The following is a 24,301-nucleotide window of genomic DNA, read 5'->3' as shown; positions in this document are numbered from 1 at the left end:
GTCTCAGGTTGAACGTAAACAAGCGTCATCTCCGATTTTCCAGCAGAACTTTACCGCGGGCAGGCTCACATTGATGATTGACTACAACGTCAGCGACCACTGGTCCGCTGGTGATCCTGACTGGTTGAAGTCCCTTGTCTCGTCGCTCGACCGCTACCACGGTGTCAGCACTGTTCTGCCGTTGACCGTGATCGTTGAAGAGGTCATGGAATGGTTGGAGCTTGCCAGTGGCGTCGACGCCTGGAAGAACGCCTCCAACCGGAGGTCGTTGCGGCTTGATCTCGGCGAGTCTGTCGCCGCTCTCGGCGCTTCGCTGCGGGCGCACATCGGCCAACCGCTCGCAGCCTTCGAAGCTGCGTTCTCACGGCTCGACGGTAGCCCCGCAGCGCTGTTGAAGCAGCCGCCGGGTACCCGCACCGATGCTGTCTGGACCAACGTCACCGCGGCCGCGAAGGACCTCATCGAAGCGCTCTGCACGGACGGTGCCGTCCGAGCGAGCTGGGACGACCTCGTAGCCACTGCCCAAGATTGAAGAGGCCCAGGTGGGTTGCGAGATCCCACCCTCGCTCTTCTACCGGCCGGAACTCGACGGCGAATTCGAACTGCTGCGGAACCTCGCCCGGTTGGAGACCACCCGGGTCCACCCGCCGCAGCGCGGTGAGGAGCAGGAGGAGGGCGCCGACCGGCCCAAGCACCTGCGCGCCCAAGACCTCCACGAGGCGGACTCGGCCGCTGAACTCCCCGACGCGCCGGGGGACGGGGCGGCGCTGACCCTGTGCTCGGGCGGCATGCTCGTCGGACGGCCGGGGAACTGGCGCCTGCTGCCGCAGGGCTTCGGCGAGGCGGCCACCTCGCTCTTCGTGCTGCAGCCGCTCCGCAGCAACGGCCAGGCGCTATGCGAGTGGTTGAACTCCCGCAAGGACAATGGTCAGTACCCCAGTGCTCGCGACCTGCTGGACACGCACGTCCCCGTCGACCTGGTGACCGACAGCGAGGTGGAGGGCCTCCTGGGAACTGTGCAAGAGGGGCGGCGCGCACTGCGGAACACGATGTCGGGAATCCTGCCCAACGTCTTCGGCAGCGGCGAGCGGGACGTCCAGGGGGTTCGGAACGAGATCAGGTTCGCCGCCCATGAGGCCGGCCTGATCGGCGAACTCGTGCGGCCGCTGGACGACCTCATCTCGCGCGCCGAGTGGAGCTTTCCGTACCACGCCGCCGCGCTGTCCCGTCGGTACCGGATCAGCACGCACCCGGCGGAGCAGAAGGATGGACTGCTCAAGCTGGGCGAGGGACTGGCTCGGGTGCTGGGCGTGATGGCGCTCACCGAACTCGCTGCGTCGAACGGATTCTCCCGAAACCTGCGCAAGCAGTTCCGGACCGGCGCCACCTTCGGCACCTGGCTCTGGTTCCTCGACCGGCTGGAGGCCGAAGGAATCACGCCCCGCATCCAACAGCTCGCTACCCTGCGCGACCGGGGCAACGCACGCGCCCTCCTGGGTCATATCAAGGACTTCAGGAACACCTCGCACCACGCGCACGGCGTCCGCGCCAGCCACCAACTGGCGGAGGACGTCGAGCGGTTGGAGCCGCACATCATGGGGGCGATCAGCGCGGTCAGATGGCTCTCCGGGACCCACTGGGACTGGGTGGAGCGGTGCGAGTACCTCGACGAGGGCTTGTGCCGGATCGTTGGGTTCCGCCTGAGGGGCAGTCATCCGAACTGGGAGCCGTTCGATCGGTCGAGCACCCGGCCGCTGCGTCCCAACCGCATCTACGTGGACAGTGCCCCATATGGGGCTCCGGTCGACCTGTGGCCGTTCGCCGTCGTCAGCCTGTGCGAGGAGTGCCGGACCCGGGAGCTCTTCCTGCTCAATGAGGTCCGGGACGACCAGCTCAGGCTCCGCAGCCTGGAGGAGCATTCGCTGGAGATCACGTACGGCCAGCCCGAGTAGTGGCGGAGCGAGGCTGCGCCTGGTGCGGGTGTGGAAGGGAGAGTAGTCACAACGGCCGTACGGTTGAAGGCGATCTGCGGTGCGTCGGGGCTTTTCCAGCGTCGGCCATGTGCCGCAGTGAATGTGCTTAAGCGGGTCGTGATCGAGATCGCCTCGGGGCCAACTGCTGCACTGGAAAGCGGCACGGTCTACTGCCCCACCCCACGCCTTCGGCGCCCGTGATGTAGGCGCACGATTTGAGGACATACTGGTGCTGCCGCCTGCGGAAGAGTGGCCCTTCGACACCTCCCGGATCCGCCTCGCCTGGGGCGAGCACCTGCGGCGCTCACGCACGGGCGCCGACGCACGCGTCCCGCTCCAGCACGCCCTGACCGCCTTTGAAAAGCTCGGGGCGGTGCCCTGGGCCCGGCGCGCCGAACGGGAACTGCGCGCCGCGGGCCGCGCCGCCGACGCACCCGGCATCAGCGCACTGACTGCACAGGGGTTTCAGGCCGCACACCTCACAGCCCAAGGCCTCACCAGCAAGGAGACCGCCAAACGCCTCACCCTCTCCCCGTGCGCCGTCAGCACCCGCCACCTCTACCAGATCTTCCCCAGACTCGGCATCACCCCCGCTTCTGCCGCAACGCCATCAGCAACGGCTGCCCGTGAGCTACGCGGCCCCAGCGCGTCTCCCCGACAGCCGCAGCCGCGAGCCGGCCGAGAAACCCCCGGCCCCGCCGGGCGGTCCGCCGCCCTGCCCGCCTCCCTCGCCCGGGCCCGCCTCCAAAACTCATCGCCCCGGCCAGGACGGCATGGTAAAAAAGCCCCAAATCAGGAAAGTGCGGGGGATTCGATGAGTTCAGGAACCGGGATCAAGCAGGACGTGGCGCGTCTTCTCATCGAGGGCGACCTCGCGTTCTCCCGCCGCTTCCTGGAATGCGTCGTCGAGGACACCGGCAGGGCCGTCGTCCCGATCTTCTGCATGAACAGCTACCTGTCGCTCATCATCCATGAGTCGTACAGGACCTTGAAGGTCAACGATCCCGGACTCGCAGCCTCCCTGGCCTACGAGCACGAGGAGACCATCCAGAGGGCGCGGCTTAGCGTCAAGCTCTTCGACGACTCCAAAACCGGACTGGGCAAAGTGGGTGACGCGTTCGCACGCATCATCGACGAGGGACGGCAGGCGTTCCTGGGCAACACCTGGTTCCCGCTCGCGCGCCGGTGGGAGACGGACCTGGGCGAGTACCGCTACCGAGGCCGGCTCGTGGGCACCACCCACACGGTCGGGTTCGTCATGGCCCTCCGCGCCGACGCCCTGCAGGACCTCCCCGCCCTGGGGCAGGAACTGTCGGCCGTGGCCCAGGCCCAGAGCGCGTACGTCAGCCAAGCGGCCGGGCACCTGTCGTGGCCTGGCCCCTCGTTCATGAACAGCATCACCCTCGACGCCTTTGAGCTCCGGGATCGCCGGTCCGAGCGCCACTTCACCCGGATCTTCGATGCTGGCCTGCCCGAGAAGATGAAGGCGTCCCTGACCGCCTTCCAATGCTCCCTCAACGTCCTCGACGCCATGCTGCGGAACGACGACAACCCGGCTTCCGCCGAGACCGTGTTCAAGCTGAGATACATCACGCTCTACCACGTGCTGTCCAGCCTGGAGAAGCTCAGGAACCAGTACGGGAAGGCGTTGGGGATGGCATCCCGCTCGCTGCTCGCCGCCATGCTTGACCACCCCGTGAGCGCCGAGATCCGCAGCGGCGAGGCACGGCATTTCCGCAATACTCTGATCCACTACACTCCCGCGGAGCACCTCGCCTCAAAGCTCTCCACGACCGCGCCGTACTACGGCCTGGTGGAAGCCTGCTTCCCGACACGTGACTTCCCCTCTCTCCAGGCTGCGGTCGCCGAGCACACGGGGCGGATGGCCGCGCTCATGGACCAGTGGTCGGGGACCTGACCGGTCGAGACGCGCAGCATCCTCCGCGCAGTTCTGGGTCCGAAGACAAGGCAGCGCTACCGACCGTCGAGGGTGCGGCACCTCGCGCGGATCGGGGCGCGCCGACCGCGCGCCGCAGAGGGGTGCATGACCCGGGCACAGGGAGATCGCGCCGGGCAGCTGCACGGTGATCGCGGACCACCCGGCGCTGCGGTGACGAGTAACAGATGACAGCGAACAGATAACAGATTTCGAAATCTGTTATCTGTTCGCTGTTACTTGTTCGCTGTTAGTCGTCCCCGCCCTGGTCCCCACCCCGCCCCTGGCGTCGCCCCAGCCGTCGCCCGTGCTGCCGGCTAGTCGCCGGAGGCCTGGTGTCGCCGGATCGCCCGCAGTCCGCTGTAAGCGGCTGCGGCCGTCCAGAGGGCCATGATCAGCAGCCCGGTCCAGTGCCCGTAGTGGATGCCGGGCTCCGTCTGGGTGCGCATCGCGTACAGGCCGGCCCGGTCTGGCAGGAACTGTCCGACCTCGCGGACGCCGGGGATGGCCGCCAGCCAGGTGGTGCCGAGGAACACCATCGGGGCGAGCAGGCCGAGTGCGGCGCTGAAGTTGCCCAGCATCGCGGTCAGTCCGAGGCAGAGCAGCACCAGCATCGGGTGGTAGAGCACGCCGGCCAGGAAGCTGCGGGCCAGGCCGGGGGTGGACAGGTCCAGTCCTACGGTGGCGTCGACGGCCAGGAACGAGCCCGCCGTCGACGCCAGCCCGAGCAGCAGACCCAGCCCGGCGCCGAGCGTGAGTTTGGCGCCGTACAGCCGCCCGCGCCGGGGGACGGCGATGAGCGAGGTGCTGATCATGCGGGTGTTGAACTCCTGCCCGATCAGCAGGATCCCGAGGCAGGCCACGGCCACGTGGCCGAAGAGCAGCCCGTAGTAGATCCCGTTGGCCGGGTCCACGACGCGGGTCCGGTCCTTCGGGCCGGAGGCGGCGCTGACGGCCGCGGTGACTCCGACGGTCAGCGCCAGGGCGACCAGCGGGGCCGCCCACTGGGAGGGCAGGGTGGTGAACTTGATCCGTTCGGCGCGCAGGGCGTGGGCCGCGCTCATCGTCATCTTCCCTTCTGGTGAGGTCACTTGGCGCGCCGCAGGGCGAGCAGGCCGCCGTAGGCCGCGGCGCCGGTCCACAGGGCCATGATCAGCAGTCCGGTCCAGTGCCCGTACGAGACCTGCGGGTCGTCGGCGTAGTGCAGCGCGTACTGGCCGGCCCGGTCGGGCAGGAACTGGACCACCCGCCGGACCCCGGGCACGCCGCCGAGCAGCGGCGAGAGCAGGAAGACGACCGGTACCAGCAGACCCATGGCGGCGGTGAGGTTGCCGAGCAGCGCGGTCACCCCGAGGCAGAACACCACCAGCAGCACCGGGTAGAGCACGCCCGCGGTGGCACTGCGGGCGAAGTCGGGGCCGTCCCAGGCGCCGGGCACGGTGGCCGCGTACCCGGCGAAGGAGCCCGCGGTGCCGGCCGCGCCGACGCCGAGGCCGACCAGCGCGCCGAGCGTGAGTTTGGCGCCGTACAGCCGACCGCGCCGGGGGACGGCGGTGAGCGACACGTCGATCATGCGGGTGTTGAACTCCTGGCCGATCAGCAGGATGGCGAAGCAGGCCAGCGCGGCCTGACCGAAGTTGAGCCCGTAGAAGACGCCCACGCCCGGGTCGTCGGTGATGGTGCGGTCCTTGCCGCCGAGCGCCGCGGCGACCGCGGTGGTCCCGCCCGCGGTGAGCACGAAGGACAGCAGCGGGGTGGTCCAGAGCGAGCGGAGGGTGGTGAGCTTGATCCGCTCCGCGTTGAGGGCGTTGAGGGCGTTGAAGACGGGCACGGAGTCGGGGCCGGGGCCGGGGCTCATGCGGCAGCCTCCGCCCGGTACTCGACGCTGTCGGCGGTCATCCGCATGAACGCCTCCTCCAGCGAGTCCTGTTGGACCGCGATCTCGTACAGCACCACGCCGTGCGCGGCGGCGATCGCGGCGATCTGCTCGGGTTCGGCGCCGGTCACCTCCCAGGCGCCGTCGTCCACCCGGGTCGCGGCGAGGTCGGCGTCGGGGGCCGACTGCCGGAGCAGGTCGCCGCCGAGCAGGGCGGCCAGCTTGGCCGGGTTCACGGCCCGGACGCGGATCCTGGTCCGGCCGTGTCGCTCAATGAACTCGGCGGTGGTGGCGTCCGCGAGCAGCCGGCCGCGGCCGATGACCACCAAGTGGTCGGCGGTGAGCGCCATTTCGGTCATCAGGTGGGACGACACCAGCACCGCCCGGCCCTCGGCGGCGAGTTCGCGCAGCAGGTTGCGGATCCAGCGGATGCCCTCCGGGTCGAGACCGTTCACCGGTTCGTCCAGCAGCAGTACCGGCGGGTCGCCGAGCAGTGCGGCGGCCACCCCGAGACGCTGGCGCATGCCCAGGGAGAAGCCGCGGATCCGCCGACCGGTCGCGTCCGCCAGGCCGACCTGGGCGAGCACCTCGTCCACCCGGCGCTGCGGCAGGCCGTTGCTCGCGGCGAGCCAGCGCAGGTGGCCGCCGGCCGTGCGGCCGCCGTGCAGGGCGTGGGCGTCCAGCAGCGCGCCCACCTGCCGCAGCGGTTGGGCGAGTTCGGTGTACGGGCGGCCGCCGACCAGGGCACGTCCGGCGGTGGGGCGGTCCAGGCCGAGGACCAGGCGCATGGTGGTGCTCTTGCCGGCGCCGTTCGGGCCGAGGAAGCCGGTCACCAGGCCGGGCCGGACCTCGAAGGACAGGTCGTCGACGACGCGCCGGCCGTCGTACTCCTTGGTGAGGCCCTGGATCTCGATCACGGCCGCGCTCCCTTCTCGTGGTCCGGTGCCTCGGTGGTCCGGTGCTCTCGGTGCTCTCGGTGGTCCCGACGGTTTCGGTGGTCCCGGCCGGTGGTCACATTCGACCGGAGCGGGCCGGGGCGGCGGATCCCGCCGGGGTCGGGAGCCTCCTCCCTCCCGGGAGGGAGCGGACCGCAGACCGGCGGGGGAGCCCGGGTCGGGTGCTGACCTGGCAGGATGGCGCAATGCCCAGGATTCTCGCGCCACTGCTGGCCGGCGCCACGTATGCGCGCCTGCTGCACCTGCTGGTCGGGTGGATCTTCGCGGGCGTCGTCCTGATGATCTACCCGGGGACGTACCGGAAGGGCCTGGGCGAGATCCTGATCGCGAGCGTCACGCTGGACGCCGTCCTGCTCGCCCTGATCGCCCTCGTCCCCGCGGCCCGCCGCGCCGAGGGCGTGCAGGCGCGGCTGCTGCTGGTGCCCGACCGGGAGGAGGACATCGCCGCGGAGCCCTCTCGCACCTGGGCGGACCGGCGGCGCACCGCCGGCTGGCTGATCGGTCGGGTCGTGCTCGGTTCGGCGGTCGGGTTCGCGACGTCCTTCGGCCTCACCAGCGGCTTCGACCTGCTGACCGGGTCGGACGCGTTCTGGTACCTCCCGCTCGCCCCGCTGCTGGTGCTCGGCTACGGCTGGCTGGTGGTGTCCGCCGGGCGCCTTCAACTCGCCATGGCCGTGAGGCTGCTGGGGCCATCCCCGGTGGAGCGGCTGGCGGAGGCGGAGCTGCGGGCCGAACGGCTTTTGGAACGCAACCGGTTGGCCCGTGAGCTGCACGATTCCATCGGCCACGCACTGACGGTGACGGTCCTTCAGGCGGGCGCCGCGCGCGAGGTCGGGGACCAGGCCTTCACCGCCAAAGCGCTCGAAGTCATCGAGGAGACCGGCCGCCGGGCCATGGAGGACCTCGAACGCACCCTCGTCCTGCTCCGCGAGACGCCGGAGGGAACAGCGACCGGGGGCAGCGCGGCGACCGGGGGCAACGCGGTGACCGGGGGCAACGCGGTGACCGGCGGCGGAGCGGCCACCGAGCAGCCCGGCGTGGACCAGTTGCCGGCGCTCTTCGACACCGCCCGGGCGGCCGGGAGCCCGGTCGAGGCGCGGATCGAGGTGTCGGCGGGCATGCTGCCCGGGGTGCTCTCCCGCGAGTCCTACCGGATCGTCCAGGAGGGCGTCACCAACGCGCTCAAGTACGCCCCGGGCGAGCAGGTCAGCGTCCGGATCGCCGTTCGGGACGGGCAGTTGGAGCTGCGCTGCGCCAACCGGACGGCGGCCGGCACCGGCGGCACCGGCGGCACCGGCGGCGCGGCGCGGCCCTCGGGTGGCCCGGCCCGGCCCGCGGCCGGCTCGGCGCGCAAGGGCGGCAAGGGGCTGCGCGGCATCCGGGAACGTGCCACGCTGCTCGGCGGGGAGGCCACGGCCGGGGCGTCGGACGACGGGAACGGGGAGTGGGTGCTCGCCGTCCGGCTGCCCCTACGCTTGGGCTCGTGACGAACGATCTTGCGGGAGACGGTCCGACGAGGGGCGCCGCCGGGATAACCGACATCCTGCTCGCCGACGACGAGGAACTGGTCCGGGCCGGGATGCGGGCCGTCCTGGAGGCCCAGGGGGACCTGCGGGTGGTCGGCGAGGCCGCCGACGGCGCCGACGCGGTGGCGCTGGCCCGCGCGCTGCGCCCGCACGTCGTGCTGATGGACGTCCGAATGCCGGTCCTGGACGGCCTGGCGGCGACCCGCGAGCTCCTGCGGCCCGGTGCGCCGGGGGAGCGGCCGCCGAAGATCCTGGTCGTCACCACCTTCGAGAACGACGACTACGTCTACCAGGCGCTGCGCGCGGGCGCCGACGGCTTCCTGCTGAAGCGCTCCCGCCCGGCCGAGATCGCCCACGCGGTACGGCTGGTGGCAGCGGGCGAGTCGCTGCTGTTCCCGGCCACGATCCGCCGTCTCGCGGCCGGCCACGGCAATCAGGCCGCCCGCGAGACGATGAGCCGGGCGGCGCTGACCGAGCGCGAGGCGGAGGTGCTGCGGCTGGTCGCGCGCGGCCTCAGCAACGGAGAGATCGCCGAGCGGCTGTTCCTCGGCGTGCAGACGGTGAAGACCCACGTCAGCAGCGTGCTGGCGAAGCTCGGCGCGCGGGACCGCACCCAGGCGGTGATCGCCGCGTACGAGTCCGGCTTCGTCGAGCCCTCGGAGTAGCGCCCGGGACGGTCCCGGGCTCAGGACGGGCCGGGACCGGCCCCAGGCGGCGGCCGGGTTCAGGCCGGGTAGGCGTGGGTCTGGGCGGCCTTGACCGAGGCCCAGACCGCGGATCCGGGCGCCAGGCCCAGCTCCGCGACGGCGGCCGGGGTGAGGTCGGCGGCCATCGGCAGGTCGCCCGCGAGGTCGGCGCGCACCTGGTCGCCGTGCAGGTCCAGGCCGGTGACCTCGACCTCCCACACGTTGCGCGCGCTGGACTGCGGCCGTTCGCGGTGCAGGGTCACGGCGGACGGCGGGAAGGCGACGAACGCCGGGCCGGTCAGCTCCTCGGTGGTGGCGAGCACGGTGCCGCCCGCGAGCGTGACCTGGTGGCCCTCGGCGGTGCCCTGGTACAGGTTGAGCCCGACCAGGCGGGCGATGTAGTCGGTGCGCGGGCGCCGGGCGACCTCCGCCGGGCCGCCGGACTGCACCTCGCGCCCGTCCTCGATCACCACCAGCCGGTCGGCCAGCACCATCGCGTCCAGCGGATCATGCGTCACCAGCACCGCCACGGCCTCGAACTCGGCCAGATGGCGCCGCAGTTGGGCGCGTACGTCGAGCCGGGTGCGGGCGTCCAGGGCGGCCAGCGGTTCGTCCAGCAACAGCAGCCGGGGGCGGACGGCCAGCGCCCGGGCCAGCGCCACCCGCTGGGCCTGGCCGCCGGAGAGGCCGCCGGGGCGTGCGGAGGCGTGGTCGGCCAGGCCCATCCGCTCCAGCCAGGCGGCCGCTTCGGCCCGGGCGGCGCGCTTGGGGCGGCCCTGGCAGCGCGGGCCGAAGGCGACGTTGTCGAGCGCGCTGAGGTGCGGGAAGAGCAGGTAGTCCTGGAACACCACGCCGACCGGGCGCTCCTCGGCGGGGGTGTGCACGCGCTGCCCGGGGTCCTCCAGCAGCTGGCCGTCCAGGCGCAGGTGGCCGCCGGTGAGCGGGAGCAGTCCGGCGAGGGCGCGCAGGGCGGTGGACTTGCCGGCGCCGTTCGGGCCGAGCAGCGCGATCACCTCGCCGGGGGCGGCGGTGAGGGCGAGGTCGAGGGTGAACGTGGCGCGGTCCACCCGTAGCCGGGCGTCGAGGGCGGGGGCGGCCTCGGGAGCGGGGACGGCGTCGGGGGCGGGGGCGGTGCTCATCGGGGCGGCGTCCAGGGGGTCGGCGTCCAGGGGGGCAGGGCGGCGGTGGCCGTGTTCCGGTCGGGCGTCGCAGGGGCTCGCCGGGCCGTCACGGGGTCGACATCCAGCGGTCGCGCAGGCCGACCAGGACCGCGACGGAGACCACCAGCAGGACCAGCGAGAGCGCGATCGCCGCCTCCGGGTCCGACTCCATGGCGAGGTAGACGGCCAGCGGCATGGTCTGGGTACGGCCCGGGAAGTTGCCCGCGAAGGTGATCGTGGCGCCGAACTCGCCGAGCGCCCGGGCCCACGCGAGGACGGCACCGGCGGCGATCCCCGGGGCGATCAGCGGCAGGGTCACCCGGCGGAACGCGGTCAGCCGGGAAGCGCCCAGGGTCGCGGCCGCCTCCTCGTAACGGGGGTCGGCGGCGCGCAGCGCGCCTTCCACGCTGATCACCAGGAACGGCATCGCCACGAACGCCTCGGCGATGACGACCCCGGTGGTGGTGAACGGCAGCGTGATGCCGAAGGCCGAGTCCAGCCAGGAGCCGACGATGCCGCGCCGCCCGAGGACCAGCAGCAGCGCCACACCGCCGACCACGGGCGGCAGCACCAGCGGCAGGGTGACCAGCGCCCGGATCACCCGTCGGCCCGGCAGCTCGGTGCGGGCGAGCAGCCAGGCCAGCGGGACGCCGAGGACCAGCGAGACCGCCGTGGCCGCCGTCGCGCAGATCAGCGACAGGCGCAGGGCGTCCCAGACGGCGGTGCTGGTGAGCTGCTCGGACAGGCCGCTCCAGGGCGCCCGGACCAGCAGGCCGACCAGCGGGAGGATCAGGAACGCCAGCCCGAGCAGCGCCGGGAGCAGCAGGGTGACCGGGACGCGGTGCGTACGCCGGCGCCGGCGTGGCAGGGCCTTCGCCGCTCCTGCCACGCCGGTCGGGCCGAGCCCGCCCCCCTGGCCGTTCCCGGGAGCGCCGTCGGGAGCGCCGTCCGGAGCGCCGTCGGTGGTGCGGCCGCTCACGGCGCCTGGAAGCCCGCCGCGGTGAGCACCTGCGTGGCCTCGGGCGACTGGACGTACGCGACGAAGGCGGCGGCGCCGTCCTTGTTCGGCGCCTTGGCCAGCGCGGCGATCGGGTAGTCGTTCACGGCCTTGTCGGCCTCGGGGAAGTCCACACCGTCGATCTTCGCAGCATCCGACTTCACGTCGGTCCGGTACACCAGCGAGGCGTCGACCTCACCGAGTTCGACCTTGGTCAGCGCGCCCTTGACGTCCTGCTCCAGGGTGACCGGGGTGAGGTTGAGGTTGGCGGCCTTGAGCGCGGTCAGGGCGGCGGCGCCGCACGGCACCTCCTTCGCGCACAGCGCGACCTTCACACCGGAGGCGGTGAGGTCGCTCAGGCCCGCGATGCGCTTGGGGTTGCCCTTGGGCACGGCGATGGTGAGCGTGTTCCTGACGAAGGTCTTCGGGTCGCCGCTCGCGCCGCCCGCGTCGGTGACGGTCTTCATGGTGGCCGGGCTGGCGGCGGCGAACACGTCCGCCGGGGCGCCCGAGTTGATGCTGGTGGCGAGGCTGGAGCTGCCGCCGAAGTTGAACGTGACCTTGGCACCCGGGTTCGCGGCCTCGAACTTCTTGCCGAGCTCGGTGAAGGTCTCCTTGAGCGAGGCGGCGGCGAAGACGGTGATGCTGCCACTGGCCTTCGGGACGCTGCCGCCGCCGGTCACCGACGAGGCCGAGGCACCCGCGGTCGAGGCCGGGGAGGCGGCGCCGGACTTGCTGCCGCCGTCGCTGCCGCAGGCAGTGGCCCCGAGGCCGAGGGCGAGGGCCGCCACGGCGGCGACGGCGACTCTGCGGGTGGTGGTCGTACGGGTGCTCATCGGGTGCTTCCCCTCCAGGGTGCGCGCCGGAAGGGGCGCGGGGATGCGGTCGCAGGTGCGGCCATTACGGTGATCATAGTGCCGCAAATGCGAGCGATAAATCCTCTGTCGCTTCGCACAGGGGCGATACGGAGAGGGCGTCCGCCCGGCTGTGGGAAGGCTCAAACGTGCACGGACGGCGCGGGGGAGGGGTGGGGGCGGTGCCTCGCTCGACACCGGGTCGGGCCAGGGGTGGGCAGGGGGCGGGCCGTGGGGCACGCCGGGGAAATTACGTCGCGCGGGGGGTGGCCGAGCGGACAGAGTGGGGCCGTTCGTCCAGCAGTCCGCACGCAAGTCAGTACGCACCACCGGGGCCGAACGGCCCGGAAGAGGGGGAGGGGTCCGTCCATGTCCACGTTGCGCGTCACCGCCGAGAAGCTGGTCGTGCTGGAGCACCCGAACGCCGACGCGCTGGAGCTCGCGCAGGTCGGTCTCTACCGGGCGGTGGTCGCCAAGGGCAGGTACCGGACCGGCGACTACGCCGTCTACATCCCCGAACAGTCCGTCCTCCCGGCGGGGTTGATCGAGGAGCTGGGCCTGACGGGCAAGCTGGCCGGCAGCCGGGCCGACCGGGTGAGGGCCGTCCGGCTGCGCGGGGAACTGTCCCAGGGCATCGTCTGCCTGCCGGCCGCGCTCGCGGGCACCGACCTCGCGGACGCCGCGGAGCGGGGCGAGGACTTCGCCGAGCTGCTCGGAGTCGTCAAGTGGCAGCCGCCGGTGCCGACGTCGATGAACGGGGACGTGGTCGGCGCGCCCGACCTGCTGCCCTGGGTCGACATCGAGAACCTCAAGCGTTATCCCGACGTCTTCGAGCCCGGCGAGCCGGTGGTGATCACCGAGAAGGTGCACGGCAGTTGCTGCCTGCTGACGTACACCGCCGCGACCGGCGAGGTCCGGGTGTCCTCCAAGGGCATCGGCGCGCAGGGGCTCGCGCTGGTCGAGGACGAGCGCAACCTGTACTGGCGGGCGGTGCGCGCGCACGACATCCCGGCGGTGGCGGCCCGGCTGGCCGAGCGGCTCGGCGCCGAGCGGGTCGGCGTCTTCGGCGAGGTCTTCGGCGCCGGGGTGCAGGACCTGACGTACGGGGCCTCGGGTCGCGCCGAACTGCCCGGGTACGCCGCGTTCGACGTGTCGGCCGTGGTGGACGGGCAGCTGGGCTGGTACTCGGCCGCCGAACTGCTGGACGGCGAACTGCCGTTGGTGCCCGAGTTGTGGCGGGGGCCGTTCGACGCGGAGACCGTGCTGGCGTTCGCCCAGGGCAGGGAGACCGTCTCCGGACGCGAACTCCACGTGCGCGAGGGTGTGGTGGTCCGGCCGGTGACCGAGCGCTGGAGCCTGGCGCTCGGTGGACGGGCGATCGCCAAGGTGGTCGGCGACGCCTATCTGACGCGCAAGGGCGGCACCGAGTACGAGTGATCCCCGCGGGGGGAGGGGGCGTGGCGCGGGCTCACGCCGGTTCACCGGTCCACCGGCCGCCGGGCATGCGGCGGGCATGCGACGGGCCGGCCTGAGTCCGTCCGTCCCGGTGGACACGCGGCAGGGGCGCCGCCCCGCCGGGACGGCACCCCTGATCGGCCTTGCCGGTGGCTCAGCCCCGGGTCTGGAACACGATCTTGGTCCAGCTGGAGCCCGGGCAGTTGCCCCAGACGTCCCACGCCTGCGGCCGGGCGCCGATCCACAGGCCGGTGGTGTGCGAGCCGTTCGCGCAGTAGGTGATGGTGCGCAGCTCGCCCGAGTAGACGTTGCAGTAGCCCACCCAGCGCCACCCGTAGTCGGCGGTGATGACGCAGTGGTAGGAGGCGGCGGAGGCCGAGGCCCCGGTGGCCCCGGCGGTGATGGTCTGGTCGGTGGCGGGCGCGGCGGCGGCCGGCAGGGTGGTGGTCCCGAGCACGCCGAGAGTGGCGGCGGCGGCCACCCCGAACGTGGCGATCTTCCTGGAGATGCGACCTCGCATGGCGGTTCTCCTCGCTCAACGGTACTGATCGGGCGGTGCGTCCCGGCCGTCCGGATGCACGGGTGTTCGTGAGTCCCGCCATCCTGTCCGGCCGATGACGTATTGCACACGAATGACTGCGGACGGTGAGACGACGAACTATGATGTGAGCTAGGTCACAGTCCGTCCCGATGGGCCGTGGCCTGCTCAACTGGGTGTCAGGGGTGCCGATTTCCGGGGAGAACGGCATGACGGATTGCGGCGGTCGGTGTGGCGGCGGGCGCGGGAGCGACTCCAGCAAGGACTTCGGCAAGGACTTCGGCCTGGAGCCCGCCGATCGTCAATCGGCGGATTTCAACCGGGTGTTCACGGAATTGCTGCCGAGACTCCACCTCGCGGCCGCGTCACTCACCGGGTGCGCGCTCGCCGCCGGGGACGTGGTGCACGACGCGTACCTGCGGATCGCCTGCCAGCCGGAGCGGTTCCTGAGCCATCCGCAGCCGTACGCCTACGTCTTCACCACGATGGCGAACCTCCTGCGCGACCAGTGGCGCCGGGAGCGACGGCGGGCGGTGCTCCCGGATCCGCCCGGGGTGATCGAACGGGAGCAGGGGCGGGCGGTGGCAGACCGGCCGTCCGGCGGGATGGCCGAGTTGCAGGCGCGCTGGGAGGTGCTGCGGCTGCTGGACTGTCTGACCGCCAAGCAGGCCAGGGTGGTGGCGCTGGTCGACCTCGACGGCTACACCGTGGACGAGGCCGCCGAGCTGCTGGGCCTGCACCGCAGCACCCTGGCCGTCACCCGGCGCCGCGCGCACCGGAGGCTGCGCGCCGTCCTGGAGCGCGAGCGCGGGTGCGAGCGCGGGCAGGGGTCCGCGCCCGGAGCGGGGGGCGAGTCGGGGGCGGGCGTGGGGCGTGAGCCGGGACCCGAGTCGCGGCCCGGGGCAGGGGTCGACGCACCGGACTGACGGGAAGTCAGCTGATGTGCCACCCCGGCCCGTACGCTGAAAATCGTGATCACGTACGAGGACCACCGCCTCCACGCCCTGGCCGACGACGGCCGCTGGCCCGAACTGCTGGCCGCCTACCGGCAGGGGCGGGCGGCAGCCGTGGAGCGGGCCGGAGAGGAGTCCGCGGCGGCGCTGACCGCGCCGCTCGGCCACCTGATCGCCTACTCGGCGCCGCCGGAGCTGGCCGTCCGCCTGTTCGACCGGGACGGTGGTCCGGGGACCGTGGCCGGGGTCGCCGACCACGACGCCGGTCCGCTCTGGGAGGTGCTGGCGACCCGGCACTCCTGGCTGCGGCTGGCCCCGCTGCTGGTCCCGGCCCCGGTGCGCCGACTGGTCGCGCAGACCCGGGTGCTGCTCGGCGAGGACCTCTCGTACGGGGCCGAGACCGACCCGGAGGGCGTGCCGCTGTCGCTGGAACCGTGGGAGGCGGCGGGGTGGGAGGAGGGGGCGCGGGTGCGTCAGTACCTGCCCTGCGGGGGAGCGCGCAGCGCGCTGCTGACCCTGCCGACCAGCCGGGAGGGCCTGGGCGAGGTGCTGCTGCCCGAGCCGGGCGTGCGGCTGGGCGGGCAGCAGGCCACCCGGGCGCTGGCCGCGCTGGCGGACTGGGCGGAGGTGGTCTGCGTCCGGGGCCCGGCCCCGCAGGCGGCGGCCCAACTGGCCCGCGGCGCCCGGGTCACCGGCGGGTACCTGCCGTTCGCGCTCGCCTACCCCGCGCTGGTGCAGGCCGCCGTCGTGGACCGCGAGAGGGGCACGGCGCACGGACGACTGGCGCTCTGGCGCGCGCTGACCGCGATGGCCGGCGCGGACGGCCCGAACGGTCCGGACCGGGCCGAGGTCGACGCGCTGGTGGCCCGGATGCGCTGCTTCACCTGGCACGAGCCGGCGGCCGGGCTGCGCCATCTGCACGTCGCGCTGGAGGATCCGGCCTGCGGTCTGTCCTGGGCGGTGAGTGGCTCCGAGGAGCTGTGACGGCGGCGCCGGCTTCACGCGTCGGCATTGCGCGTCGGCTTCACGTGTCGGCATTGCGCGCGGGCTCCACGCGCTGCTGAACGCGCCGCTGGGCACGCGGAACCCCCGGTCCGGCGCCGTTTCCGGGGGAGGTGGTGGCGCCGGACCGGGGGAGTGGAGGGGCCGCTCAGGAGGCCGAGGCCGCACCGCCCTGGGCGGGGACGGCCTCCGGCGGCGCCGGGGCGGCCTCGGGGGCCGTGCTCGGACCGTCGTGCGTGTCGACCAGGGTCCGCTCGTCGAACGGCACCTCGCCGGCCAGCACCCGTCGGGCGCGGTCCGCGTCGAGCTCGCCGGTCCAGTGCCCGATCAGGACGGTGGCGACGGCGTTGCCCGCGAAGTTGGTGAGCGCCCGCGCCTCGGACATGAAGCGGTCGATGCCGACGATCAGGCCGACGCCGTCCACCAGGGCGGGCTTGTGCGACTGCAGCCCGCCGGCCAGGGTGGCCAGCCCGGCGCCGGTGACCCCGGCGGCGCCCTTGCTGGCGATCACCATGAACACCAGCAGCGAGAGCTGCTCGCCGATCGACATCGGCTTGTCCATCGCCTCGGAGATGAAGATCGACGCCATGGTGAGGTAGATGGCGGTGCCGTCGAGGTTGAAGCTGTAGCCGGTCGGCACGGTGATGCCGACGACCGGGCGGCTCACGCCGAGGTGCTCCATCTTGGCGATCAGGCGGGGCAGCGCGCTCTCGGAGGAGGAGGTGGAGAGGATCAGCAGGAACTCGCGGCCCAGGTAGCGCAGCAGCGCGAACACGTTGACCCCGGCGATCAGTCGCAGCATGGCGCCCAGCACCACGACGACGAACAGCGCGCAGGTGACGTAGAAGCCGATCATGATGACGGCGAGGCTCTTCAGCGCGGCCGTGCCGGTCGCCCCGACGACGGCGGCCATCGCCCCGAAGGCACCGATCGGCGCCGCCCACATGATCATCGACATGACCCGGAAGACCAGCCGCTGCACGTGCTCGATCCCGCGCAGCACCGGGGCGCCGACCGGGCCCATCGCCTGCAGGGCGAAGCCGGCGAGCAGCGCGACCAGCAGGGTCTGCAGCACCTTGCCCTCGGTGAGGGCCGAGAACATGGTGGTGGGGATCATCCCGAGCAGGAAGTCGGCGGTCGACTGGGCGCCGCCGGTCGCCGCCTGGGCGTGCCCGGACTTCGCGAGCGCGGCGGTCAGGTGCAGGCCGCCGCCGGGCTCCAGCAGGTTGCCGACGACCAGGCCGATGGCCAGCGCGACGGTCGACATCGCGAGGAAGTAGCCGAGGGCGAGCCCGCCGACCTTGCCGACCTTGGCGGCCTTGGTGACGGAGCCGATGCCCAGCACGATGGTGCAGAAGATCACCGGGCTGATCATCATCTTGATCAGGTTGACGAAGCCGGTGCCGACCGGCTTCAGCTCCACGGCGAAGCCGGGGGCGGCCAGACCGACCACCACGCCCGCGACCACGGCGGCGATGACGGCGAGGTAGAGGTAGTGGGTCCGATCCTTGCGTCTGGATCCCCCCGCCGGTGCGGCACCAACGATCGACATCTGCGGCTCCTTCGCCGTGCAGTCCTGGCGGCCCCGGGTGGTGGGCCGCTCCGACTATCGGTCCTGGGAGTGACGGAGGTCACGTTTGCGTTCATAGAGTTCACGGTCGTGCACACTGGCAGGCATGTCCGAGCGCACCGCCCCCGCACCCTCGCGCCGACGGCTCCCGGTGCCCCGCGGGCTGGTCCGCAGCCTGGCCGGGCAGCTCTTCGTCGTCCAGGTGGTCATCGTCGCCGCCGTGGTGGCGGGCGGCGCGGTGCTCGCGTACCTCTTCACCGCCGGCCGCACCGAGGACGCGGCCCGCCGTCAGGTCACCGCCGTCGCCCATGCCGTCGCCGACTCGCCGTCCGTCCGGGCCGCCGTCACCGGGCCGGACCCGACCGCGGTGCTGCAGCCGTACGTCGAGCAGGTGCGCGTGGACACCGGGGTCTCGTTCATCACCGTCATGGACACCGACGGCGTGCGCTGGACCCACCCGCTGTCCGAGCAGATCGGCAAGCGCTACCTCGGCCACATCGACTGGGCGCTCGCGGGGCAGACCCGCAGCGAGACGTACACCGGCACGCTCGGCCCGTCCGTCCGGGTGGTCACGCCGGTGCTGGACGACCGGCACCAGGTGATCGCGCTGGTCAGTGTGGGCCTCACGGTGGAGTCCATCTCCGCGCAGCTGAGCGGCCCGCTGCTCGCCCTGGTCGGGGTGGCGGTGATCGCGCTCGCGGTCGGCGGCGTCGGCACCTACCTCGCCAACTCCCGCTTGCGGCGGCACACCCACGGCATGGGGCCGGCCGAACTCAGCCACCTCTACGAGTACCACCAGGCGACCCTGCGCTCGGTGCGCGAGGGCCTGATCCTGCTGGACCGCGCGCACCGGGTGGTGCTGTGCAACGACGCCGCCCGCGAACTGCTCGGGCTGGCGGGCGACGTGGACGGACGACCGGTCGCGGAGCTGGGGCTTCCGCAGGCGCTGGTCTCGTCCGTGCTCGGGGACGAGCCGGTCCGCGACGAGGTGCACCTGACCGCCGAGCGGGTGGTGGTGCTCAACACCTCCACCATCGGCACCGGGCTCGGCCGCGTCGTCACCCTGCGCGACCACACCGAACTCCAGTCGCTCAGCGGCGAGTTGGACTCCGTTCGCGGCTTCACCGAGGCTCTCGGGGCGCAGGCGCACGAGGCGGCCAACCGGCTGCACGCCGTCGTCTCCCTGGTCGAACTCGGCCGCCACGAACAGGCGGTGGCGTTCGCCACCGCCGAGCTCGAACTCGCCCAGCAGCTCACCGACCGGGTCGTCGCGGCGGTCGGCGAACCGGTGCTGGCCGCGCTTCTGCTCGGCAAGGCGGCCCAAGCGGCCGAGCGCGGCGTGGAGTTGACCCTCACCGAGGAAAGTCGGATCGACGACGGGGTGCTGCCGCCCGGGCTCTCCGCGCGGGATCTGATCACCGTCCTCGGAAACCTGATCGACAACGCCGTGGACGCCGCCATCGCCGGGGCCGCGCAGAGCCCGGTGTCGCCGGAGGTGACCGTCACCGCGCGGATCGACGCCGGGGTCGGGAGTGGCGGGGTCGGCGGTGGGGCCGGGGGTGGCGGGGCTGGGGACGGCCGGGCTGGTGGCGGTGGCGGTGGCGGCGGGTGCCTGCTGCTGCGGGTCGCCGACACCGGGGCGGGGATCGACCCGGCCGCCGTCGAGGACGTCTTCCGGCGCGGCTGGAGCACCAAGCAGGACGGGCACGGGCACGGCCTCGGGCTGGCCCTGGTGGCCCAGGCCGCCCGGCGCAACGGCGGCACCGTCGAGGTCGGGCGCGAGCGGGGCGCGGTGCTCACCGTCCGGTTGCCGCTCACCGGGCTGCCCGGGCAGCGGGAAGGAGCGTCGAGGTGACCGACCTGGCCGCCCTGCCGGGAATCTCGGTGCTGGTCGTCGAGGACGACCCCGTGGCCGCCGCCGCGCACACCCTCTACGTCGAGCGCGAACCCGGTTTCCGGGCCGCCGGGACGGTCCACAGCTGCGCCGACGCGCTGCGCTTCCTGGACCGCGCCCGCGCCGCCGGGACGCCTGTCGACCTCACCCTGCTCGACCTCTACCTGCCGGACGGCCACGGCCTCCAGCTCTGCCGTTCGCTGCGCGCCGCCGGCCACACCACCGACGTCATCGCGGTGACCTCGGCCCGCGACCTCGCGATGGTCCGGCAGGCCGTGTCGGCGGGCGTGGTCCAGTACCTGTTGAAACCCTTCAGCGCCGCCGCTCTGCACGACCGCCTGGAACGCTACGCCCGTTACCGCGACAGTCTCGGGCGCACCGGTGAGGCGACCGGCCAGGACGAGGTCGACCAGGCGTTCGCCCTGCTCCGCACGCCCGAGCGCAGCAGCCTCCCCAAGGGGCTGAGCGCGCCCACGCTGGACGCCGTCGCCTCCGTGCTGCGCGAGGCGGCGACGGGCCTGTCCGCCGCCGCCGCGGGTGCCGCCGCCGGGGTCTCCCGGATCACCGCGCGCCGGTACCTCGAACACCTCGTCGACACCGGGCGCGCGGTGCGGGAGCCGCAGTACGGGAGCGTCGGGCGGCCGGAGCTCTGCTACCGGTGGAGGGGTGACGCGCCGCCTGCGGGTCGACGGGGCACGGGGCCGTGACCTTTTGGCCGGTCGCTCGTTGGCAGGACCGGGGGAGGTTCACTCGCTCGGGTGGTTCTGGGCGACCCTGGGTATCCCGCCAGGCCGGGGGCAGTAAAGTTAGGCTTACCTAACTTCTCCTGGGGGTTCGCCTTGTCGCTCGCCGCCGTTCCCGCCCAGGCCCCCGCCTCCGCCTCCGCCTCCGCCTCCGGAGCGGCCGGGGCCGTCGGCGCCGCTGGTGCCGCTGCCGTCGGAGCCGCGGGTGCCGTCGGAGCCTCCGGTGCCGCCGGTGTCCCGGCCTCCGGCGAGGCCATCCTGCGCCGCCAGCGCGTACGCGAGTCCGCCGCCCGGACGTACGCCCGGTCGTTCCCGATCGTCCCCGTGCGGGCCAACGGCATGACCGTCGAGGGCGCCGACGGGCGGCGCTACCTGGACTGCCTATCCGGCGCCGGGACGCTCGCCCTCGGACACAACCACCCGGTGGTGCTGGAGGCGATCCGCCGCACGCTCGACAGCGGCGCCCCGCTGCACCTGCTCGACCTCGCCACCGCCGAGAAGGACGACTTCACCAGCGCGCTGTTCGAGAGCCTGCCCGCCGAGTTCGCCGCCGGCGCCCGCGTCCACTTCTGCGGCCCCGCCGGGACGGACGCCGTCGAGGCCGCGCTCAAGCTGATGCAGACCGCCACCGGCCGGTCCGGCGCGCTCGCCTTCACCGGCGCCTACCACGGCATGACCGCCGGAGCCCTGGCGCTCACCGGCAACATCGCCGTCAAGGAACCGCTGCCGAGCGGCGGCGAGGTCGTCCGGCTGCCCTACCCGTACGGCTACCGCTGCCCGTTCGGCGTCGGCGGCGAGGCGGGCGCCGACCTCGCCGCGACCTACGTCGAGCGGCTGCTGGACGACCCCGCGGGCGGCGTCGTCCCGCCCGCCGCGATGATCCTGGAGGCCGTGCAGGGCGAGGGTGGCGTCGTCCCCGCGCCCGACGGCTGGCTGCGCGAGATGCGCCGGATCACCGCCGAACGGGGCATCCCGCTGATCGTCGACGAGGTGCAGACCGGTGTCGGCCGCACCGGGGCGATGTGGGCCGTCGAGCACAGCGGCATCGTCCCGGACGCGATGGTGCTCTCCAAGGCCATCGGCGGCAGCCTGCCGCTCGCCGTCGTCGTCTACCGCGAGGACTACGACGGCTGGCGGCCCGGCGCCCACACCGGCACCTTCCGCGGCAACACCCTCGCCATGGCCGCCGGCGCCGCCACCCTGCGCCACGTCGCCGCCCACGGGCTGGTCGAACGCGCCGCCGTCGTCGGCGAGCGGATGGCCGCCCGGCTGCGCGACCTCGCCGCCGAGCTGCCGGTGATCGGCGACGTGCGCGGGCGGGGCCTGATGCTCGGCGTCGAACTCGTCGACCCCGCCGCCGAACCGGACGCCTGCGGGGCCCGCCCGGCCGACCCGGCGCTCGCCCTCCGGGTCCGGGAGGCCTGCCTGGCGCGCGGGCTGATCGTCGAACTCGGCGGCCGCCACGACGCGGTGCTGCGACTGCTCCCGCCGCTCACCATCACCGACGAGCAGGTCGCCGCCGTCCTCGACCGGCTCGCCGACGCGATCGCGACTGCCGCGACTGCCGCGGCGGATCCGTCGGCGTCGGTGGCGGTCGCGGTGGCCGGTGACCGTGGCGCTCCCGCGGTCCGGGGTGCCGAATGAGCGCCGGGGCGGGTGCGGGTGACGGTTCCGGGGCTTTCGGCGCCGGGGCCGGGGCCGGTGCTTCCTCCGAACTGCCGGTCGGCCCGGCCCCGTTGGACGCCCTCGCGGGCGGCGTCGGCGGGCCCGGGGCGCTCGGGCCGCTGCTGGCCGCCGTCCTGGACGCGCTCGACAACGGCATCGCGCTGCGCGGCGGGCCGTTGCCCGCAGGCAGCCCGGCCGAGATCGGCGCACTGGTCGCCGACGGCCTGGCGGGCGCCCGCGGGCCCGGTGCGCTCGCCCGCCTCACCGAACTCCTCGCCTACGGCGCCGCCGACCCCGCCGACCCCGCCTGCGCCGCCCACCTGCACTGCCCGCCGCTCGCCGTGGCCGTCGCCGCCGACCTCGCGGTCAGCGCCCTCAACCCCTCCCAGGACTCCTGGGACCAGGCCCCCGCCGCCACCGCCCTGGAGACCGCCCTCCTCGCCGAGCTCGCCGCCCTGGTCGGCTACGACCCGGCCCGCGCCGCCGGCGTCCTCACCTCGGGCGGCACCGAGTCCAACCTCATGGGCCTGATGCTGGCCCGCGACCAGAAACTGGACGGCATCGTCGAGTTGGACGGCATCCCGGCCGGAGTCCGGCCGTGCATCGTCGCCTCCGCGGCCGCGCACTTCTCCGTCCAGCGCTCCGCCGCCCTGCTCGGGCTCGGCGAACGCGCCGTAGTCGCCGTCCCGGTCGACCGGCAACTCCGCATGGAACCGCAGGAGTTGGAACGGGCCCTGGCTGAGGCCAGCTGGGCCGGACGCACCCCGATCGCCGTCGTCGCCACCGCCGGCACCACCGACACCGGCGGCATCGACCCGCTGCACGTCGCCGCCGATCTGGCCGGCCGCTACGGTGCCTGGCTGCACGTCGACGCCGCGTACGGCGGCGGCGCGCTGCTCTCCGACCGGCTCGCCCCGCTCCTCGACGGCATCGAGCGCGCCGACTCCGTCTCCCTCGACTGGCACAAGCTCGGCTGGCAACCCGCTGCCGCCGGCGTCTTCCTGGTCCGCCGTGCCGAGACCTACGTCTCGCTCGCCCGTCGCGCCGAGTACCTCAACCCCGCCGACGACGAGCAGGCCGGCTACCCCAGCCTGCTCGGCCGCTCGCTGCGCACCACCAGGCGGGCCGACGCCTTCAAGCTCGCCGTCACCCTGCGCACCCTCGGCCGGGACGGGCTCGGCCGGCTGGTCGACGCCTGCCACGAACTCGCCCGGTCCGCCGCCGAGGCCGTCCGCGCCGAACCGTCGCTCGAACTCCATGCCGAACCCGTGCTGACCGCCCTGCTGTTCCGCTACCGGCCGCCGGGCCTGACGGACGAGGCGGCCGTCGACGAACTCAACGGCCGGCTACGCCGGTTGCTGCTGCGCACCGGGCGGGCGGTGGTCGGGCGGACCGAGCTGCCGGGCGAGGGGCCCGGCCGGGTGCGGCTCAAGCTCACCCTGCTCAACCCGCACGCCACGACGGGGGAGGTGCGCGCGCTGGTGCGCGAGGTGGTGAACGCGGGGCGGAAGGCTGCGGGGGACCGGGCGGGTTAGGGCGTGTCCGGGTGCCGTTCGCGGCCTCGGCGCCCGAACCAGGGCGAGGAACCCGGCCCGGACAGGCGCTGGACGGTTCAGGTCAGTCGCTCAGGAGGGCGGTGCGGGTGAGCTCCCAGGTCTGCGGATCGGCGGCGACCAGCAGGCCGTTCTCGCCGCCGGGCGCCTCGGGGCGGTAGGGGCTGCCGTCGAGTCGGGCGGACATGCCGCCGGCCTCGGTGACGAGCAGGGAGCCGGGGGCGTGGTCCCAGGGGAGGGTGCGCCAGTAGAGGAGGAAGTCGAAGCGGCCCTCGACGAGGTCCGGGTACTCGATCCCGGCGGCGTGCCGACCGGGGGAGATCTCACCGAAGGCCGACTCGTTGGCCTGCAGGCGCCGGCGGTGTTCCGGGTCGAGGTAGCGGCTCTTCACGGATCCGCGCAGCTTCGCGGCGTCGTGCGGCGCCGGCGGACGGGTCAGGCGCAGGCCGTCGCGCCAGGCACCGGAACCCAGTTCGGCGCAGTAGGCGGTGGCGGTGGCGGGCTGCCAGATCCAGGAGGCGACGGTCCGTCCGCTGCGGACGAGGGAGCACATCACGGCGTACTCGGGGCGGCCGGCGACGAAGTTGGCGGTGCCGTCGACCGGGTCGACCAGCCAGGCGGCGGGCTCGTCGTGGAGGGCCTGGGCGAGTGCGGGGTCGGCGGAGACCGCCTCCTCGCCGACCACAGGGACGGGCAGCAGCTCGCGCAGACGGCGGGTGATGATCGCTTCGGCCTCGCGGTCGGCGACCGTCACGACCTCGCCGGGCGCCTTCTCCATCACCTCGCCGGCGGCCAGCGCCCGGAAGCGCGGCTCCACCACCTCGGCCGACGCCTCGGCGAGTATCTCCGCCACCTTGTCCATCAGCACGTTCGCGCTCCCTTCGCTGCCTACCACTGTCGCACGAGTGGCTGCAGGCGACCTGCGGCGACCCCTGGGGCGGGAGAGGCTGGTGGGGGCGCGGAG

General features: G+C 73.4%; 21 protein-coding genes. 12 read left to right on the top strand and 9 right to left on the bottom strand.

The window, feature by feature from the left end; genetic code table 11:
* The first annotated feature begins 73 nt into the window (after positions 1 to 73).
* The 3 genes from ACIO5E_RS05325 (at position 74) to ACIO5E_RS05315 (ending at position 3,891) form a co-directional block, all read left to right on the top strand.
* On the top strand, positions 74 to 532 hold the full coding sequence (locus ACIO5E_RS05325) for a hypothetical protein (RefSeq protein ID WP_400664018.1): 459 nt from the start codon (positions 74 to 76) through the stop codon (positions 530 to 532).
* Between the two features lie 10 nt (positions 533 to 542).
* Positions 543 to 1,952 (top strand): hypothetical protein, encoded by a 1,410-nt coding sequence (locus tag ACIO5E_RS05320; protein ID WP_400664016.1) that lies wholly within the window; start codon positions 543 to 545, stop codon positions 1,950 to 1,952.
* 250 nt (positions 1,953 to 2,202) lie between these two features.
* Positions 2,203 to 3,891 carry a hypothetical protein gene (locus ACIO5E_RS05315; RefSeq protein ID WP_400664014.1) on the top strand — a complete coding sequence of 563 codons (1,689 nt, stop codon included), beginning with the start codon at positions 2,203 to 2,205 and terminating at the stop codon, positions 3,889 to 3,891.
* Positions 3,892 to 4,226: 335 nt separating this feature from the next.
* On the opposite strand, the gene ACIO5E_RS05310 is transcribed toward ACIO5E_RS05315, so the two are convergent.
* From ACIO5E_RS05310 to ACIO5E_RS05300, 3 genes are read right to left on the bottom strand one after another with little or no spacing between them, the layout of a single operon-like run.
* Positions 4,227 to 4,979: a hypothetical protein gene (locus ACIO5E_RS05310; RefSeq protein ID WP_400664012.1), complete on the bottom strand. Its 753-nt coding sequence runs from the start codon at positions 4,977 to 4,979 to the stop codon at positions 4,227 to 4,229.
* A gap of 17 nt (positions 4,980 to 4,996) precedes the next feature.
* Positions 4,997 to 5,767, bottom strand: a complete 771-nt coding sequence (locus tag ACIO5E_RS05305) for a hypothetical protein (RefSeq protein WP_400664011.1) — start codon at positions 5,765 to 5,767, stop codon at positions 4,997 to 4,999.
* Complete coding sequence (locus ACIO5E_RS05300) at positions 5,764 to 6,702, bottom strand: ABC transporter ATP-binding protein (RefSeq protein ID WP_400664009.1); 939 nt, start codon at positions 6,700 to 6,702, stop codon at positions 5,764 to 5,766. The genes ACIO5E_RS05305 and ACIO5E_RS05300 overlap by 4 nt, the downstream gene beginning before the upstream one ends.
* A 224-nt stretch (positions 6,703 to 6,926) precedes the next feature.
* Between ACIO5E_RS05300 and ACIO5E_RS05295 the strand changes: the two genes are divergently transcribed.
* Together ACIO5E_RS05295 and ACIO5E_RS05290 are read left to right on the top strand one after the other, a co-directional pair.
* Positions 6,927 to 8,228, top strand: coding sequence for a histidine kinase (locus ACIO5E_RS05295; RefSeq protein WP_400664007.1), 1,302 nt, complete (start codon positions 6,927 to 6,929; stop codon positions 8,226 to 8,228).
* 92 nt (positions 8,229 to 8,320) lie between these two features.
* A complete protein-coding gene (locus ACIO5E_RS05290; protein ID WP_400664435.1) occupies positions 8,321 to 8,932 on the top strand; it encodes a response regulator in 612 nt (203 codons plus the stop codon).
* A gap of 59 nt (positions 8,933 to 8,991) precedes the next feature.
* Here the strand turns inward: ACIO5E_RS05290 and ACIO5E_RS05285 are convergent, their stop codons facing one another.
* The 3 genes from ACIO5E_RS05285 to modA form a co-directional block, all read right to left on the bottom strand.
* On the bottom strand, positions 8,992 to 10,092 hold the full coding sequence (locus ACIO5E_RS05285) for an ABC transporter ATP-binding protein (protein ID WP_400664005.1): 1,101 nt from the start codon (positions 10,090 to 10,092) through the stop codon (positions 8,992 to 8,994).
* Positions 10,093 to 10,180: 88 nt separating this feature from the next.
* A complete protein-coding gene (locus tag ACIO5E_RS05280; protein ID WP_280681218.1) occupies positions 10,181 to 11,002 on the bottom strand; it encodes an ABC transporter permease in 822 nt (273 codons plus the stop codon).
* 86 nt (positions 11,003 to 11,088) lie between these two features.
* On the bottom strand, positions 11,089 to 11,946 hold the full coding sequence (gene modA / locus ACIO5E_RS05275; RefSeq protein WP_400664003.1) for a molybdate ABC transporter substrate-binding protein: 858 nt from the start codon (positions 11,944 to 11,946) through the stop codon (positions 11,089 to 11,091).
* A gap of 387 nt (positions 11,947 to 12,333) precedes the next feature.
* Here modA and ACIO5E_RS05270 point away from each other — a divergent pair, with 387 nt between their 5' ends.
* On the top strand, positions 12,334 to 13,401 hold the full coding sequence (locus ACIO5E_RS05270; protein ID WP_400664001.1) for an RNA ligase (ATP): 1,068 nt from the start codon (positions 12,334 to 12,336) through the stop codon (positions 13,399 to 13,401).
* A 172-nt stretch (positions 13,402 to 13,573) separates the two neighbouring features.
* Here the strand turns inward: ACIO5E_RS05270 and ACIO5E_RS05265 are convergent, their stop codons facing one another.
* Positions 13,574 to 13,939 carry a hypothetical protein gene (locus tag ACIO5E_RS05265; protein ID WP_400664000.1) on the bottom strand — a complete coding sequence of 122 codons (366 nt, stop codon included), beginning with the start codon at positions 13,937 to 13,939 and terminating at the stop codon, positions 13,574 to 13,576.
* Positions 13,940 to 14,166: 227 nt separating this feature from the next.
* Here ACIO5E_RS05265 and ACIO5E_RS05260 point away from each other — a divergent pair, with 227 nt between their 5' ends.
* Positions 14,167 to 14,883, top strand: a complete 717-nt coding sequence (locus ACIO5E_RS05260) for an RNA polymerase sigma factor (RefSeq protein WP_400663998.1) — start codon at positions 14,167 to 14,169, stop codon at positions 14,881 to 14,883.
* 45 nt (positions 14,884 to 14,928) lie between these two features.
* Positions 14,929 to 15,894, top strand: a complete 966-nt coding sequence (locus ACIO5E_RS05255; RefSeq protein ID WP_400663996.1) for a hypothetical protein — start codon at positions 14,929 to 14,931, stop codon at positions 15,892 to 15,894.
* 166 nt (positions 15,895 to 16,060) lie between these two features.
* Here ACIO5E_RS05255 and ACIO5E_RS05250 read toward each other — a convergent pair whose 3' ends face one another.
* Positions 16,061 to 17,464, bottom strand: coding sequence for a cation:dicarboxylate symporter family transporter (locus ACIO5E_RS05250; RefSeq protein ID WP_400663994.1), 1,404 nt, complete (start codon positions 17,462 to 17,464; stop codon positions 16,061 to 16,063).
* A 124-nt stretch (positions 17,465 to 17,588) separates the two neighbouring features.
* Between ACIO5E_RS05250 and ACIO5E_RS05245 the strand changes: the two genes are divergently transcribed.
* The 4 genes from ACIO5E_RS05245 to ACIO5E_RS05230 all read left to right on the top strand — a co-directional run bounded on the left by ACIO5E_RS05245 (position 17,589) and on the right by ACIO5E_RS05230 (position 23,319).
* Positions 17,589 to 19,337: an ATP-binding protein gene (locus ACIO5E_RS05245; protein WP_400663992.1), complete on the top strand. Its 1,749-nt coding sequence runs from the start codon at positions 17,589 to 17,591 to the stop codon at positions 19,335 to 19,337.
* Positions 19,334 to 20,083 carry a response regulator gene (locus tag ACIO5E_RS05240; RefSeq protein WP_400663990.1) on the top strand — a complete coding sequence of 250 codons (750 nt, stop codon included), beginning with the start codon at positions 19,334 to 19,336 and terminating at the stop codon, positions 20,081 to 20,083. The genes ACIO5E_RS05245 and ACIO5E_RS05240 overlap by 4 nt, the downstream gene beginning before the upstream one ends.
* 291 nt (positions 20,084 to 20,374) lie before the next feature.
* Positions 20,375 to 21,763: a diaminobutyrate--2-oxoglutarate transaminase family protein gene (locus ACIO5E_RS05235; RefSeq protein ID WP_400664432.1), complete on the top strand. Its 1,389-nt coding sequence runs from the start codon at positions 20,375 to 20,377 to the stop codon at positions 21,761 to 21,763.
* Positions 21,760 to 23,319 carry a pyridoxal phosphate-dependent decarboxylase family protein gene (locus ACIO5E_RS05230; RefSeq protein WP_400663988.1) on the top strand — a complete coding sequence of 520 codons (1,560 nt, stop codon included), beginning with the start codon at positions 21,760 to 21,762 and terminating at the stop codon, positions 23,317 to 23,319. The genes ACIO5E_RS05235 and ACIO5E_RS05230 overlap by 4 nt, the downstream gene beginning before the upstream one ends.
* A gap of 82 nt (positions 23,320 to 23,401) precedes the next feature.
* On the opposite strand, the gene ACIO5E_RS05225 is transcribed toward ACIO5E_RS05230, so the two are convergent.
* Complete coding sequence (locus tag ACIO5E_RS05225; protein WP_400664430.1) at positions 23,402 to 24,199, bottom strand: inositol monophosphatase family protein; 798 nt, start codon at positions 24,197 to 24,199, stop codon at positions 23,402 to 23,404.
* Positions 24,200 to 24,301 lie beyond the last annotated feature (102 nt).

This window comes from Kitasatospora sp. NPDC087314, from assembly GCF_044744365.1.
Taxonomy (GTDB): Bacteria; Actinomycetota; Actinomycetes; order Streptomycetales; family Streptomycetaceae; genus Kitasatospora.
This window is presented reverse-complemented; position numbering and strand designations above follow the sequence as displayed.